Source organism: Actinorhabdospora filicis, assembly GCF_030269765.1.
GTDB lineage: Bacteria > Actinomycetota > Actinomycetes > Mycobacteriales > Micromonosporaceae > Actinorhabdospora > Actinorhabdospora filicis.
The window spans coordinates 2557283-2570999 of sequence record NZ_BSTX01000001.1; the positions used below are offsets into that span (position 1 = coordinate 2557283).

A 13717-nucleotide genomic window follows, 5' to 3' on the forward strand; every position below is an offset into this window, starting at 1 on the left:
CGGCTCCTTTTAGCGGACGGGCAGCACGCGCTGCGGGCGGTTGGACACGCGGGTCGACCAGTAGTCCAGGTCGAAGGCGGGATCGCCGGTGAGGGCGGCCCACAGGCGCGAGCGGTTCAGGTACTCGATGCGCCCGGAGGCGTTCTCGTACCAGGGGAAGCGCGTGCGCAGCTCGGCGAGGACCTCGGGGGCGGCCAGGTCCTCGGTGTTCCACAGGAGACGCTGCTTCACCGTCGGGTTGAAGCGGATCTTGAACATGTAGCGGGTGATGTCGGAGTCGTTGCGGCGGCCGCCGTGCCAGATGCCGTGGTGCAGGAACTGGACGGTCCCCGCCGGGCACACCAGGCGGGTCTGGCCGCGCACGTTCTGGTAGCGGCCGGTGTCGGTCTCGTTGATGCGCCGCAGATGCGAGCCCGGCACCGAGAGGGTGCCGCCCATGTCGAGGGTGACGTCCTGCGGGTAGTACATGAGCTGGACGTCGAAGGCGTCCTCGCGGGTGTCGATGATGGCGTCGGCGTGCAGCGGCTGCGCCTCGCCGTTGCGGGCGTGGCGGATGTGCACCGCGTGGTGGTCGATGAGCGGGTCCGGCCCGACGAGGCTGTGGACGGCCCCGGCGATCTCCGGCAGCTCCAGCAGCTCGCGCACGAAGGAGCCGGGCGGGTACGCCTCGTCCACGGTCGCGCCGTCGCGGGCGTGCGGGACCCCGGCGTCGAAGACGGAGATCGCGCGCTCGTTCATCGCGGCGGGGACGACGGCGTCCATGCGGTGCGAGCCGTGCGCGACGAACCGCGCCATCTGCGCCGAGGTGAGCAGGTGCCGTCTTTCCGGCCCCGGGCCTTGGGAGGTCATGGTTTCTCTCCTAGTGGTCGCTTCCCCACAAGGCTAGGAAGATCATGCGCGTATTACGTGGGCTCGATCAGGCATTACTGGTAGATTTTCACCATGGTCGAGCTGGCTCTGGACGCCCCGGTCACCCTGGTCAACCTCGGCGTCGGCCTCCACGGCACCGGCGGGCGGCGCGTGGACCGCTTCCGGCTGCCCGAGCTGTGGCAGCTGCACCTCTACCGCTACCGCGCCGACCTCACCGTCGACGGCGAACGCCACGCCATCGAACCCGGCCGCGTCAGCCTCATCCCCGCCGGAGCGACCTCCCAGTACATCTACAAGGGACCCTCGGAGCACCTTTACGTCCATTTTCGTCCCGGCCGCTCCGGGCGCCGCGTCCAGGTCCCCGTCATGCAGGACGCCGGCGCCGACGCGCCCGTGCTGACCAGCCTGCTGTCCTCGGCGATCACCGCGTTCCCCGAGGACCCCGCCCGCGCCCGCGCCGAGGTGTGGGCCGCGCTGCACCGCGTCGCCGCGCTCTCCGCGCGTCCCGACCACCGCCACCCCGCCCTGTCGGCGGCGATGGCGCACATCGAATCCCGCCTCGCCGAACCCCTCGCCGTCCCCGAGATCGCCCGCGCCGTCGGCGTCAGCCACAACCACCTCACCCGCCTCTTCCGTGCGGAGACCGGCGACACCGTCGTCGGCTACGTCCGGCGGCGGCGCATGGCCCGCGCCCGGCACCTGCTGCGCGAATCGACCCTGCCGATACCGGCGGTCGCCGAAGCGGTCGGCGTCGGCGACCTCCAGTCGTTCAACAAGGTGTGCCGCCGCGAGCTGGGGGCATCGCCGCGGGGGGTGCGGCGGGGGGAGTGAGTCCGCTCGTCGCCGACCACCGCCCTCGCGCGGAAGGTGTGGAAGGCGCCGGTGAGGTCGTGCCACTGGCTTTCGCCCATGCCGACGACCGAGCCGTGGGAAGCGATGCCGGCGTTGGCGACGAGGATGTCGATGCGGCCGAACTCGGCGACGGCTCGGGCGGCGGCGGCGCGCATTTGGGCAGGGTCGCGGACGTCGGCTTCCAGGGTGAGGAGGGGCGGCCGGTGGATTCGGTCATTGCTTTGGTTTCGGCTGGGTCGGAGGGGGTGGTGGTGCTTGCGCTGGCAGGTCGGTGATGACGATGTTGGCGCGTTCGCGGGCGAGGGTTAGGGGGTGGGTGCGGGCTTGACCTCGGGCTCCGGCGGGGATGAGGGCGGTTTTGCCGGTGAGGTTTTGGGGTGGGGTGGGGTGGGCATGGTGGGGGCTTTCGGGTGGGTGGGTTGGTGGGTTCGGGGTTACCCATGTGGGGAGTGGGGGTGGGTTTTTGGGTTTTGGGGGCCCGCACCACCCCGGGCCGCACCACCCCGGCCCGCACCACCCCGGCCCGCACCAGCCCAGGCCGCACCGGCCTTCTCCCGCCTCTCCGTCTTGGCCCGGCCCTTCCATCCCTCTGTGGTCGTGTCGGTTGCCGGCCGCGGATCTCCCGTCGTTCGGCCTCGGCGACGGTGAACGAGGAACCCGGGGGTGTCAAGACGGTAGAGCGTGTCTTGACACCCCCAGAACCCTCGTTCCAAACACCCGTCAGGCCGCACGCCGAAAGATCCAGCTCTCTTCGGGAAAGGTTGTGCGGGGCCTGGTCTGTCGTGACGGGCAGGTTTGCAGGCTGCGGGTCAGGTCAAGAGCCCTACCCTGCTGCGCATCGCACCCGGCTTGACACATCGTCCCCGGTTCTCGTCTCGGGCGGGCTTCACCCATCGCCGCGTGGGTGGCCCGGCTCTTGCCTTCGTCTCGCGCTTGCTGCACTTCAGGTGCACGTCGCGCCCGGCTCTTGTCTTGTCTTGTCTTCGTCTTTCGCCGTCTCTTGGATGCAGAACACCCGCCCCGGTGTCCACCGACCGGGGCGGGTGTTCGTCTCTACGCCCTGAAGCGAAGTCTCTTCTCTTGCTCTTCTTGCTCTTCTTGCTCGTCTGGCTCTTCCCGCTCTTCCTAGAACTCGTCCTCGGGGAGGTCCATCGCCGTGTAGGTCGCGGCTTCCATGATCTTCTTGTCCGCGACCAGCCTTGGCAGGACTTCCGCCGCGAAGAACTTCGCGGTGGCGACCTTGCCGCGGTAGAACGGTTCGTCGCGGCCGTCGGCGATGGCCTTGAGGGCCACTTCGGCCTGGCGGGCCAGGAGCCACGACACCATCAGGTCGCCCACTGCCAGGAGGAGGCGGCGGGAGTGGAGGCCGACCTTGTAGAGCGCCTTGGGCTCTTCGCCCTGCGAGGCGCCGAGGTAGCCGCCGAGGACACCGAGCATGCCCTGCACGGTCTCCAGGCCCTTGCCGATGGAGGCGCGGACCTGGGTGAGGTCTTCGTGTCCTTCTGCGTCGGTCAGGAACGTCTGGATCTCGCCGGCGACCTTCATGAGGGCGAAGCCCTGGTCCTTGACGATCTTGCGGAACAGGAAGTCCAGGGACTGGATCGCGGTGGTGCCCTCGTAGAGGGTGTCGATCTTGGAGTCGCGGACGTACTGCTCCAGCGGGTAGTCCTGCAGGAAGCCGGAGCCGCCGAAGATCTGCAGGGACTCCGAGCTCAGGAGCTCGTAGGCGCGCTCCGAGCCGCAGCCCTTCACGATCGGCAGCAGCAGGTCGTTGACGCGCTGGGCTTCCTTGGCCGTCTCGGCGTCTCCCGCGGCTTCGGCCATGCGGAGGCGGTCCTGCCAGACGGCCGTGTAGGTCGTGAGGGCGCGGAGGCCTTCGGCGTAGGACTTCTGCATCAGCAGCGAGCGGCGGACGTCGGGGTGCTTCATGATCGACACGCGGGGGGCGTCCTTGGACGGCGTCAGCATGTCGGCGCCCTGCACGCGCTGCTTGGCGTACTCCAGGGCGTTCAGGTAGCCCGTCGAGAGGGTCGCGATGGCTTTCGTGCCGACCATCATGCGGGCGTACTCGATGATGAGGAACATCTGCCGGATGCCCTCGTGCTTCTCGCCCATCAGCCAACCCTTGGCGGGGCGATCCTCACCGAAGGTGAGCTCGGCGGTCGTGGAGACCTTCAGGCCCATCTTGTGCTCGATGTTGGTGGCGTAGACGCCGTTGCGCTCGCCGAGCTCGCCGGTGGCGGGGTCGAAGTGGAACTTCGGGACCACGAACAGCGAGAGGCCCTTGGTGCCGGCGCCGCCGGCGCCCTCGACGCCCACGGGGCGGGCGAGGACGTAGTGGACGATGTTCTCGGTCAGGTCGTGCTCACCGGAGGTGATGAAGCGCTTGACGCCCTCAAGGTGCCACGAGCCGTCCGGCTGGAGGTAGGCCTTGGTGCGGCCGGCGCCGACGTCGGAGCCCGCGTCGGGCTCGGTGAGGACCATGGTGGCGCCCCACTTCTTGTCGGCGAACAGCTTCGCCCATTCCTTCTGCTCGGCGGTGCCCTCGTGGTGGAGGGTGTGGGCGAAGGACGGGCCGCACGCGTAGATCCATGCGGCCGGGTTCGCGCCGAGGACCAGCTCGGCCAGCGACCACCACAGGGCGCGCGGCGCCCAGGTTCCGCCCAGCTCCGGGGGTACGTCCAGGCGCCAGTACTCGCCGGCCATGAGGGTCTCGTAGGCCTTGCGGAACGCCTCGGGCATGGCCACGGAGTTGGTCGCCGGGTCGAAGACCGGCGGATTGCGGTCGCCGTCGGCGAAGCTCTCGGCGAGGTCCTCGCGGGCCATGCGCTCGACCTCGCGCAGGATGTCCCGGGCGGTCTCCGCGTCGACGTCGGCGTACAGGTCTCGGCCCATCAGCTCATGGGCGCCGAAGACCTCGAACAGGTTGAACTCGATGTCTCGGAGATTGCTCTTGTAGTGGGACATCCTCGGCCTCCTACTCGTCAGTAGACCCAGGATATTACCCGCGAGTAACCATCGGCAAGCACCGGACGTGCCAACACTGCCGAGTGACCGGGTTAAGCGTGTCGGGTAACCGACTCATCGAGCGACGTCACCGAAAAGTGAAGGGTTCGTTCTATTCGGTGAACCGCGCACCCCATGGCCCTTGGGGGGCGGACCACCCGGGACGGAGAGAGACATGGCGGACCTGCGCACGTTAATCGCGAAGCTCGCCTCCCGTTTTGGCTACACGGGCCGCCACCGCGCGGCCGCCGTGGAGGCGCGGCGAGAACTGTCCGGCACGCCCTACGTGCCGATGGACGACCTGTTGTCCACGGAGTAGGCGCGCCGAACGTCGGACTGGGGAAGGTCCGGCGAGTCCGGGCTGACCGTTATCGACCCGAGAGGGCACGAAGAAGACGGAATGCCCGGCGGGGCCCTATCGACCCGAGAGGGACGAGGGGCCCGCAGCAGGGGGAACGGCGGGGGAATTGGGCCCGGGCGGCGTGGGGATGTCGCCCGGGCCCACCGCCATGGAGCCGTCCGAGCCGCGGCCCCGCTCGGCGACCGCCCAGCTCGGGGTGGCCTCCTCGGCTCCGGCGCGGGGGCCGGTGTACTCGACCAGGACCAGCGCGATGTCGTCGTCCAGGGGGCCGCCGACCCATTCGCGCAGCGCCGACTCCAGCGAGCGCAGGCCGTCCACCACGGAGCCGTGCCCGAGCAGGCCCCAGGCGCGTTCGGCGATGGGGAAGAACTCCCCGGCGCGGCGGGCCTCGGTCAGGCCGTCGGTGTAGAGGAGCAGGCGGTCACCGGGTTCGAGCCGGTGCGAGCGCAGCGAGACCACGGGCATGAACCCCAGGGGCGGGGCGGCCGAGGGTGGTTCGAGGAGCTGGACGCGTCCGTCGCGCAGCAGCATGGGCGGCGGGTGGCCGCAGTTGACGATGGTGAGGGAGCCGCCGCGCTCTTCGAGGAGGGCGGCGGTCACGAAGTCCTCGTCGCCGACCGAGCGCGCCACGGCCCGGTCGAGGTCGGCGACGATGGCGCGCAGGTCGGCGCGTTCGAAGGCGACGTGCCGGTAGGAGCCCAGGACGGTGGAGGCGAGGCGGACGGCGTCGAGGCCGTTGCCGCGCACGTCCCCGATGATCATGCGGGCGCCGTAGGGGGTGTCGAGGACCTCGTAGAGGTCGCCGCCGATGTCGGCGGCGGTGGACGCCGAGACGTAGCGCGCGGCCAGGTTGAGGTGGCCGATCTGCGGTCCGAGGGGTCTCAGGACCGCCTCCTGGGCGACCGAGGCGAGCCGGGAGAGGGTGTTCATCCGGTCGAGCTGGCGCTGGCGCGCCACCGCGGTGGCCATGGCGATGCCGGTGGCGACGACGATGGCGGCGATGTCGGTGGCCTCGCCGAGGGCGACGTTGTTGGCGCCGAAGGAGGTGACGCCGACGCCGAAGAGGGTGCAGCCGAGGCCGATGAGGCCCACCGAGCGCCAGCCGGCGAAGGCGGCGGCCACGAACGGGGGCGTGGCGAGGAGCCCGACGACTCGCGGTTCGGCGCCGTCGGCGAGTTCCACGGCTGCGATGAGGGCGAGCAGCACGATGGCCGCGCCGATGCCGGCCCGCGCGTCGGGGCGGGTCCAGGCGGCGCGGGTGCGAGCGGCACGGCTGGCTCGGGCCATCACGGGATGAGCTTTCGGTCTGGCGGGCCGCCCGGGGGCGCCCATATGCGGACAATCATGATCGTCGCTGTTCAGCATGACGGGCGCCGGGGCTCATGGGCACCCCTTTCCGGTCGCCGCTTCGGGCCTAAAGGCCAGTCCGTACGGATGATGCGTGAGCTGTGCGGATGATGGTCGGAGAACCCCTTGGCGGTCCGGTCGGAGGCGTGTCAGTGTTTCGGGCATGACCGCAGTCGAATTCCGTCTCGAACCCTATGACGGCGAGGCCGCCCAGCTGCTGATCGCCGAGGTGCAGGCCGAGTATGTCGTCCGTTACGGCGGCCCGGACGAGACCGTCCTGGCGGCTTCGGACTTCGAGGCTCCGCGTGGGGCCTTTTTCGTGGCCTACGCCGATGGGGCGCCGGTGGCGACGGGCGCGTGGCGCGGGCACGGGGCGGCGGACGCGGAGATGAAGCGGCTGTACGTGCGTCCGTCGGCGCGGGGGCTGGGGCTGGCGCGGCGGATGGTGTCGATCCTGGAGGAGTCGGCGCGGCGGCAGGGCCGGGCGCGGATGATCCTGGAGACGGGGATCCACCAGCCGGAGGCGATCGCGCTGTACACGTCGCTGGGGTACGCGCCGGTGACGCCGTTCGGGTTGTACGCGGGTGAGAAGAACGCCCGGCACTTCGGTCGTGAGCTGGGGCGGGAGCTTCAGGAGAGCAACTGAGGGGTGGGGGCGGTGGTGCGCGGGTGACGCGTGTCCGTCCCCGTCCGTCCCCGAATGGCGGTAGCCTCGCCCGAATGAGCGACCATGCCGCCCACGAAGCCATCCCGGATCGCCGGATCTCCCTCGACATGCCCGCCGATCTGGAGGCGGGCGTGTACGCGAACTTCGTGGCCATCTGGCACGACGCGGAGTCCTTCACCCTCGATTTCGCCACCACCACGCGGCCGCCGCAGCCGGCGGAGGACCCGAACACCGGTGAGCGGTTCCTGAACACCCCGGCGAAGGTGGTGGCGCGGGTGAAGATCCCGCCGTCGCAGGTCTTCGAGATCATGAAGGCCCTGGAGCGGCAGCTGAGCGCGTGGGAGTCGGAGACCGGGAAGGCCTCTCGGGAGTAGCTAGCGCTGGTAGACGTCGGGGACGCCGTCGCCGTCCTCGTCGGCCTCTTCCTCCTCGCACAGCCGCGAGTAGTGGCGGTTGCGGCGTTTGAGCAGGACGGTGGCCAGCAGCGCGGCGATGAGCGAGCCGATCAGGACGGCGGCCTTGACGCTCTCGGTGAGGGCGGGGTCGGTGAAGGCCAGTTCGGTGATCAGCAGCGACACGGTGAAGCCGATCCCGGCCAGGACGGCGATGGAGAACACGTCGCGCCAGGCGAGGTCGGGGTTGAGGCTCAGGCGGGTGAAGCGGGCGACGAGGTAGGTCCCGGCGAAGATGCCGATGGTCTTGCCGACGACGAGCCCGAGGACCACGCCGAGCGGTTCGGGTTCGGTGAAGACCCCGGCGAGGGCGGTCCCGGACACGCTCACCCCGGCCGAGAACAGCGCGAAGAGGGGGACGGCGACGCCGGCCGACAGCGGGCGGACGGCGTGCTCGACCTGCTCGCCGGGCGATTCCTCCTCCCCGGGGTTGGGGCGTGCGCGCAGCAGCAGGCCCATCGCGACACCGGCGACGGTGGCGTGGACGCCGGAGGTGAGCATCAGTCCCCAGATGACCAGCCCGAGCGGGATGTAGAGGTACCAGCCGCGCACCCGGAAGCGCTGGAGCAGCCAGAACACGACGAGCCCGGCGACGGCTCCGGCGAGCGCGAGCAGGTCCAGGCTCGCGGTGTAGAAGATCGCGATGACGAGGATGGCGCACAGGTCGTCGACGACGGCGAGGGTGAGCAGGAACGCGCGGACGGCGGCGGGCAGGTGCGTGCCGATGACGGCGAGGACGGCCAGCGCGAAGGCGATGTCGGTGGCGATGGGGACGGCCCAGCCGCTCAAATCGCCACCCTGGGTCCCGGCGACGACGGTGAAGATCAGCGCGGGGAGGGCGATGCCGCAGACGGCGGCGACGACGGGGACGGCCGCGGCGGCGGGGCGGCGCAGTTCGCCGACGACGAGTTCGCGTTTGAGTTCGATGCCGGCGACGAGGAAGAAGAGGGTGAGCAGCCCGTCGGAGGCCCAGTGCCCGATGGACAGGTCGAAGGCGCCGAAGCCGAGGTGGAAGTCGCGGACGGACGCGTAACCGTCGCCCCATGGGGAGTTCGCCCAGACGAGGGCGAGGACGGCGGCGATGAGCAGGACGATGCCGCCGACGGTTTCGGTGCGCAGGGCGCGGGTGACGGCGTTGCGTTCGGGGAGGGGCAGCAGGCCGAGGAGGCCGCCGCGCTGCGGGGCGGTCATGAGGGGCTCCGAGGGGTCGGTGGTTGGCCGCCGACCAGACTTCCCGGCACTCCCCGGACACGCGTGTTGACGCGCCGTTGACACCACCCTATATGCACGTCGACATTGTCGTGCCGGGTGATCATGCGGCGCAGGCGAATCGCGGACAGCGAGGCGGCCCGCCGCGGTGTCGCGGCGGGCCGTGCCCGGGTGTTCCGTGGTGTCCCTAGAGGCCGACGATGGCCTTGAGGGCCTCGTGGTGGGCGTGGTAGGCCGCCCGGCCCTCCTTGGTCAGCGACAGCCAGACGCGCTGCCTGGTCTCGCGGACCGCCTTGCGCTGTTCGACGTATCCGGCCTCCATCAGCACCGTCACGTGCTTGCTGAGGACCGAGGCGGAGACCCCGAGCTGTTCCTGGATCATCGCGAACTCGGCTTCGGCGGCGGTGTCGAGCAGGGCGCAGATGCGCAGCCGGTTGGGGGCGTGGATGGTGGCGTTGAACCCGTCCATGGGGTCGGTCTCGACGGTGCTCATGCCGACTTCCGGTGGAGGCGCGTGAAGACGATGTGGGAGGCGATGGAGGCGGCGGCGCCGATGCCCGAGGCCACGAACAGCCAGATCGGCTGGCCGGTGTAGCGGAAGACGTAGCCGGATCCGATGAGGACGGCGGCCAGGCCGAGGAACCCGGGGATCGTGACGGCCTTGGGCAGGACGTTCCAGCGCAGCGCCACGCCGGTCTTGGCCTGCCAGCTCTTGCTGGCCACCGCCAGCAGCGCGCAGAAGGTGGTCTCGGAGGCCAGTAGCACGCCCAGCCAGACGCCCTTCGACATCAGCCACTCCGGTTCGGCCAGGACGCCGCCGATGGCGATCGGCAGGATCACGAACATCGCGGTGATGACCACGGTGAACCAGACCGGCCAGGGCGTGGCCGCCACGGCGGTGACGGAGGTGCGGATCTGGGCGGCCTCGGCGAGCGCGGCCCGGGCCTGCTCGGGAGTGGGGCGGGCCGAAGGGGCGTTGGTTTCCATGATGGAAACTCTAAGGCAGAGTTTCCGGGTTGGCAAGTGTCGAGTTTCCGGAAAGGAAATTCGAGGGTGTCCGGGGCCGTGCGACACCGCTCGGCAAGCGCGGTGAGCTGCGGGGACGCGTCCCGATGAGAGCCGGGCCACAGTCGCGCGGGCATGCGCCGGACGGCCTCGATCCCGGTGGGAAGCCGCTCCGCGACCACCGTCACGCCTGGATCGGATGACGCCTCCGGCACGCGAAGTGCCGCGGCCACCGGGCCGCGAAGGCGGCGAGCGGCCGGATGAGCCGGGGTGGGACGGCCGTCGGCCCCTTCGGCGGCCGTCCCCGGGCGGCGGCGGGCTAGAAGCTCCCGGCCATCTGCCGCACCGCCACGTTCATGCGGTTCCACACGTTGATCGCCGCGATCGAGGTGACCAGTCCCTGGAGCTGCTTCTCGTCGAAGTGCTTCGCGGCCTCGTCCCAGACCGCGTCGGTGACGCCCTCGGGGCGGTCGGCGATGCGGGTCAGCTCCTCGCCGAGGGCGAGCGCGGCGCGCTCGGCGCCGGTGAACAGCGGGGACTCGCGCCAGGCGGCGACGGCGAAGAGGCGCTCGGGGGTCTCGCCGAGCTTGAGGGCGATCTTGGGGTGCAGGTCGACGCAGGCGCCGCAGCCGTTGATCTGGGAGGCGCGCAGGCTGACCAGCTCGGCGAGCTTGGGGTCGACGCCGGCGTCGGTGACGGCCTTGCCGATGGCCTGGAGGCCCTTCATGACGTCGGGCAGGCCGAAGGCGGGGTGCGTGATGCGGGACATCTCGGTGGTCCTCTCTCGTTGCGACACCTCCTTGACGGCCGTGGACGGGTGGATGTGACCGTTGTGGGCGGGGTCACGCCGACTCGGCGTGTTCCCGGTAGGCGCGCAGGATGAGGGGCCAGTCGCCGAACTTGGGCCGGTCGGCGAGGTTGCCCTCGCGCCAGCCCTCGTGGAAGTGCTCGACGAGGGTGCCCTCGCCCTCGGGGGTGAAGCGGACGCGGACGACGGTGGGCGTGCCGGGGTCCTGGGCGAGGGTGGAGGTGTGGGCGAGCGTGGACGGCGGGTCCCACGTGACGACCTCGCCCCAGGTGTAGGCGAGGCCGTCGGTGTGGGTGCTGGTGACCGCGCCGCCGACGCGGGGTTCGAGGACGACGGACTCCAGCGTGGCGGGGTCGGCGGAGTAGCGCGCGGGCCACCACGCGCCGAGGTCGGCGTAGGAGTAGAAGGCCCGCGTGGGCGAGCAGCGCAGGCTCAGGCGGTTGACGATGTCCATGCCGTGATGCTCGCAGCGGGCTGTGTCAGAAAGTCAGGAACCGGCGCCCTGGTAGTTGCGCAGCTGCGAGCGCCAGAACAGGTATCCCCCGGTGGCGATCAGCAACCCGAGGCCGGGCGCGGCGTACCCGGCCCAGTCCGGCAGTGGGAGCCCGGAGTCGCGGCCGAGGAGCGCGCACGTCGGCAGGTAGGCCACGAAGGCCACCGGCAGGACGCTGAGGGCGATCTGGCCGGGCACGGAGAAGATCTTCGCGGGGTAGTTGCCGTAGAGGTTGAAGATGGTGTCGACGGTGAAGCGCATCTCGCTGGTGCCCAGGGTGCGGAAGGAGATCGCGGCCAGGCCGAGCTGGAAGCCGCCCTCGATCATGCCGCCGCCCAGGATCGCCAGGACGAGGAACGCCAGCCGGGCGGGCGTCCAGTCCACGTCGGCGCGGGAGGCGGCCACGGCCAGCAGGATCAGCCCGGCGGCCAGGTCGCCGAAGACGTTGAGGCGCACCCGGCCGGTCAGCAGCTGCACGAGCGGGTTGACGGGACGCACGAGGTAGCGGTCGATGAGGCCCTCGCGGACCTGGTGCTCGATCTCCATGAGCTGGTTGAGCGGCACCGCCCAGGCGGCGTGCGCGGTCAGCCGCAGGCCGTACATGAGGGCGACGTCGCTCATGGTCCAGCCGGCGACTTCGCCGAAGCGGTTGAGGATGACCCACAGGCCGATCAGCCCGACGGTCTGGAAGGCCGCCCCGGCGGCCATGTTCGAGAAGATGTTGGCCCGGTACTGGGCGGTGGCGCGGAAGGCGCCGCCGAGCAGGATCAGCCCGGCCCGCAGCTGCCAGAGCATTCAGCCTCCCTGGACCACGACGCGGTGGACGGCGCGCCGCCACACCAGCACGACCAGCCCGGCCAGCACGGCCGCCCACAGGGCCTGGACGCCGATCGCCGACCACATCGCCGATCCCGACAGCCGTCCGATGTAGATGGACACCGGCGTGTAGACCACCGCCTGCCACGGCAGCCAGGACAGCAGCCCGCCCAGCCAGGAAGGCATGACCCACAGCGGCACCAGCGCGCCGGACAGCAGGCCGGAGAGCACGAAGTACAGGAACATCGTCCCGTCGGTCTCCAGGGTCCAGAAGGCGGTGGCCGCCAGCAGCAGACCCAGGCAGCAGTTCACCGCCCAGCCCAGGGCCGTGGACAGCAGGAACGCGCCCGGCGCGGCGGGCGCCGAGACGCCCACGGCGAGCATCGCGACCAGGCCCACCAGCACGATCATCGGCACCTTCATCACCAGCTGCGCGGCCTGCCCGCACACCTGCTGCTGGAGCAGCCCGACCGGGCGGGCCAGGTCGGCGCCGACCTTGCCGTCGCGGATGCGCTCGGTGAGCCAGTCGACGGTGTCGTCGTTGTTCAGCAGGGCCTGGAGCGCGGCGATCGAGGCGTAGGTGGTCATCACCGCGAGCGGGACGCCGTCCACGACGGGACGCCCGGCGTAGACCGCGCGCCACAGCGTCACCATCAGCACCAGGTGCAGCGCGATGCCGACCAGCCAGGCCAGGATGTCGACCCGGTAGGCGAAGACGGTCCGGATGCGGTTGTCCACGAAGGACCAGCGCTCCAGCGCCCAGGCGCTCATCCCTCACGCTCCAGGTACATCCGGCGGATGACGCCTTCCAGATCCGGCTCCACAAGGGACAGATCGGTCACCTCGTACTTCGCCGAGACCTCCGCGATCAGCGAGGCCGCCGGGGTCGTGCGCGGGTCGAAGGACAGCCACACGCGGCCCTCCTCGGCACGCACCACGTCGGCGTTCGGGACGACCACCTCGGCCGGGGAGGCCAACTGCACCACCAGTTCCCGGTGCGGGGCGTACTTCTCCTTGAGCGGCGCCACCGGCCCGTCGTAGAGGACCCGGCCGTGGTCGATGAGCACCAGGCGGCGGCACAGGCGCTCCACGTCGTCCATGTCGTGGGTGGTCAGCAGGACCGTGGTGCCCTGCTCGGCGTTGAGACCGGCGACGAACTCGCGGATGCGCTCCTTGGCGATCACGTCGAGACCGACGGTCGGCTCGTCCAGGTACAGGATCGGCGGCTCGTAGAGCATCGCGGCGGCCAGGTCCCCGCGCATCCGCTGCCCCAGCGACAGCTGCCGCACCGGAGTGTCCAGAAAGGACGCCAGGCCCAGGACCTCCACGAAGCGGTCCAGGTTCTGCGCGTAGCGCGCCGGGGCCACCCGGTACAGCCGCCCGATCATCCGGAACGAGTCGCGCAGCGGCAGGTCCCACCACAGCTGCGAGCGCTGCCCGAAGACCACCCCGATGTTGCGCGCGTTGCGTTCGCGCTGCCGCCACGGGACCACACCGGCGACCTCGACGGTCCCCGAGGTGGGCGTGAGGATCCCGGTGAGCATCTTGATCGTGGTGGACTTCCCGGCGCCGTTGGGGCCCAGATAGCCCACGAGCTCACCGGCCTCGACGGCGAAACCGACGCCGTCGACGGCGCGCGTGACCTCGAAGTCGCGGCTGAACAGGGTGCGCACGGTGGAGAACGCGCCGGTCTTCGGCCGGACCCGACGGAACTCCTTGACCAAGTCCTTCGCTTCGATGAGGGGCACGGGGTCAGGGAACACCCGCGTGACGCCGGTCGCAATTCAATTAACCGCGCTTCGCCCCAACCTAGGATGCGGGGGAGGTGATG

14 protein-coding genes and 2 pseudogenes are annotated in these 13717 nt (G+C 70.6%); 4 read left to right on the forward strand and 12 right to left on the reverse strand.

The genetic code is table 11. The features are described 5' to 3' along the window. Positions 1-9: 9 nt before the first annotated feature. Positions 10-849, reverse strand: coding sequence for a phytanoyl-CoA dioxygenase family protein (locus QSK10_RS12010; protein WP_285662736.1), 840 nt, complete (start codon positions 847-849; stop codon positions 10-12). Positions 850-942: 93 nt separating this feature from the next. Here QSK10_RS12010 and QSK10_RS12015 point away from each other — a divergent pair, with 93 nt between their 5' ends. Further along, positions 943-1701, forward strand: coding sequence for an AraC family transcriptional regulator (locus QSK10_RS12015; RefSeq protein ID WP_285662737.1), 759 nt, complete (start codon positions 943-945; stop codon positions 1699-1701). A gap of 113 nt (positions 1702-1814) precedes the next feature. On the opposite strand, the pseudogene QSK10_RS12020 reads toward QSK10_RS12015, so the two are convergent. Both QSK10_RS12020 and QSK10_RS12025 read right to left on the reverse strand, forming a co-directional pair. Next, a pseudogene (locus QSK10_RS12020) lies at positions 1815-1877 on the reverse strand (hypothetical protein); the annotation flags it as partial. 970 nt (positions 1878-2847) lie between these two features. Further along, the gene (locus tag QSK10_RS12025) at positions 2848-4689 is read right to left on the reverse strand and encodes an acyl-CoA dehydrogenase (protein ID WP_285662738.1); all 1842 of its coding nucleotides are present in this window, start codon (positions 4687-4689) and stop codon (positions 2848-2850) included. A 214-nt stretch (positions 4690-4903) separates the two neighbouring features. Between QSK10_RS12025 and QSK10_RS12030 the strand changes: the two genes are divergently transcribed. Further along, positions 4904-5047: a hypothetical protein gene (locus tag QSK10_RS12030; protein ID WP_285662739.1), complete on the forward strand. Its 144-nt coding sequence runs from the start codon at positions 4904-4906 to the stop codon at positions 5045-5047. Positions 5048-5269: 222 nt separating this feature from the next. Here QSK10_RS12030 and QSK10_RS12035 read toward each other — a convergent pair. After that, positions 5270-6376, reverse strand: a pseudogene (locus tag QSK10_RS12035) (PP2C family protein-serine/threonine phosphatase); the annotation flags it as partial. 223 nt (positions 6377-6599) lie between these two features. Here QSK10_RS12035 and QSK10_RS12040 point away from each other — a divergent pair. Both QSK10_RS12040 and QSK10_RS12045 read left to right on the forward strand, forming a co-directional pair. Continuing rightward, positions 6600-7082, forward strand: a complete 483-nt coding sequence (locus tag QSK10_RS12040) for a GNAT family N-acetyltransferase (protein ID WP_285662740.1) — start codon at positions 6600-6602, stop codon at positions 7080-7082. Positions 7083-7156: 74 nt separating this feature from the next. After that, entirely contained in the window at positions 7157-7477 is a 321-nt protein-coding gene (locus QSK10_RS12045; RefSeq protein ID WP_285662741.1) for a DUF3467 domain-containing protein, read from the forward strand. On the opposite strand, the gene nhaA is transcribed toward QSK10_RS12045, so the two are convergent. From nhaA to QSK10_RS12085, 8 genes are all read right to left on the reverse strand, one after another. Beyond that, positions 7478-8746: a Na+/H+ antiporter NhaA gene (nhaA, locus tag QSK10_RS12050; RefSeq protein WP_285662742.1), complete on the reverse strand. Its 1269-nt coding sequence runs from the start codon at positions 8744-8746 to the stop codon at positions 7478-7480. A 205-nt stretch (positions 8747-8951) separates the two neighbouring features. Continuing rightward, positions 8952-9257, reverse strand: a complete 306-nt coding sequence (locus QSK10_RS12055; protein WP_285662743.1) for a transcriptional regulator — start codon at positions 9255-9257, stop codon at positions 8952-8954. Continuing rightward, positions 9254-9751: a hypothetical protein gene (locus QSK10_RS12060; protein WP_285662744.1), complete on the reverse strand. Its 498-nt coding sequence runs from the start codon at positions 9749-9751 to the stop codon at positions 9254-9256. Before QSK10_RS12060 ends, QSK10_RS12055 begins: the two co-directional genes overlap by 4 nt. Positions 9752-10088: 337 nt before the next feature. After that, the gene (locus QSK10_RS12065; protein ID WP_285662745.1) at positions 10089-10538 is read right to left on the reverse strand and encodes a carboxymuconolactone decarboxylase family protein; all 450 of its coding nucleotides are present in this window, start codon (positions 10536-10538) and stop codon (positions 10089-10091) included. A gap of 73 nt (positions 10539-10611) precedes the next feature. Beyond that, entirely contained in the window at positions 10612-11031 is a 420-nt protein-coding gene (locus QSK10_RS12070) for an SRPBCC domain-containing protein (RefSeq protein WP_285662746.1), read from the reverse strand. 33 nt (positions 11032-11064) lie between these two features. Then, entirely contained in the window at positions 11065-11865 is an 801-nt protein-coding gene (locus QSK10_RS12075; RefSeq protein WP_285662747.1) for an ABC transporter permease, read from the reverse strand. Continuing rightward, on the reverse strand, positions 11866-12657 hold the full coding sequence (locus QSK10_RS12080; protein ID WP_285662748.1) for an ABC transporter permease: 792 nt from the start codon (positions 12655-12657) through the stop codon (positions 11866-11868). Next, entirely contained in the window at positions 12654-13634 is a 981-nt protein-coding gene (locus QSK10_RS12085) for an ABC transporter ATP-binding protein (protein ID WP_285662749.1), read from the reverse strand. The genes QSK10_RS12080 and QSK10_RS12085 overlap by 4 nt, the downstream gene beginning before the upstream one ends. Positions 13635-13717 lie beyond the last annotated feature (83 nt).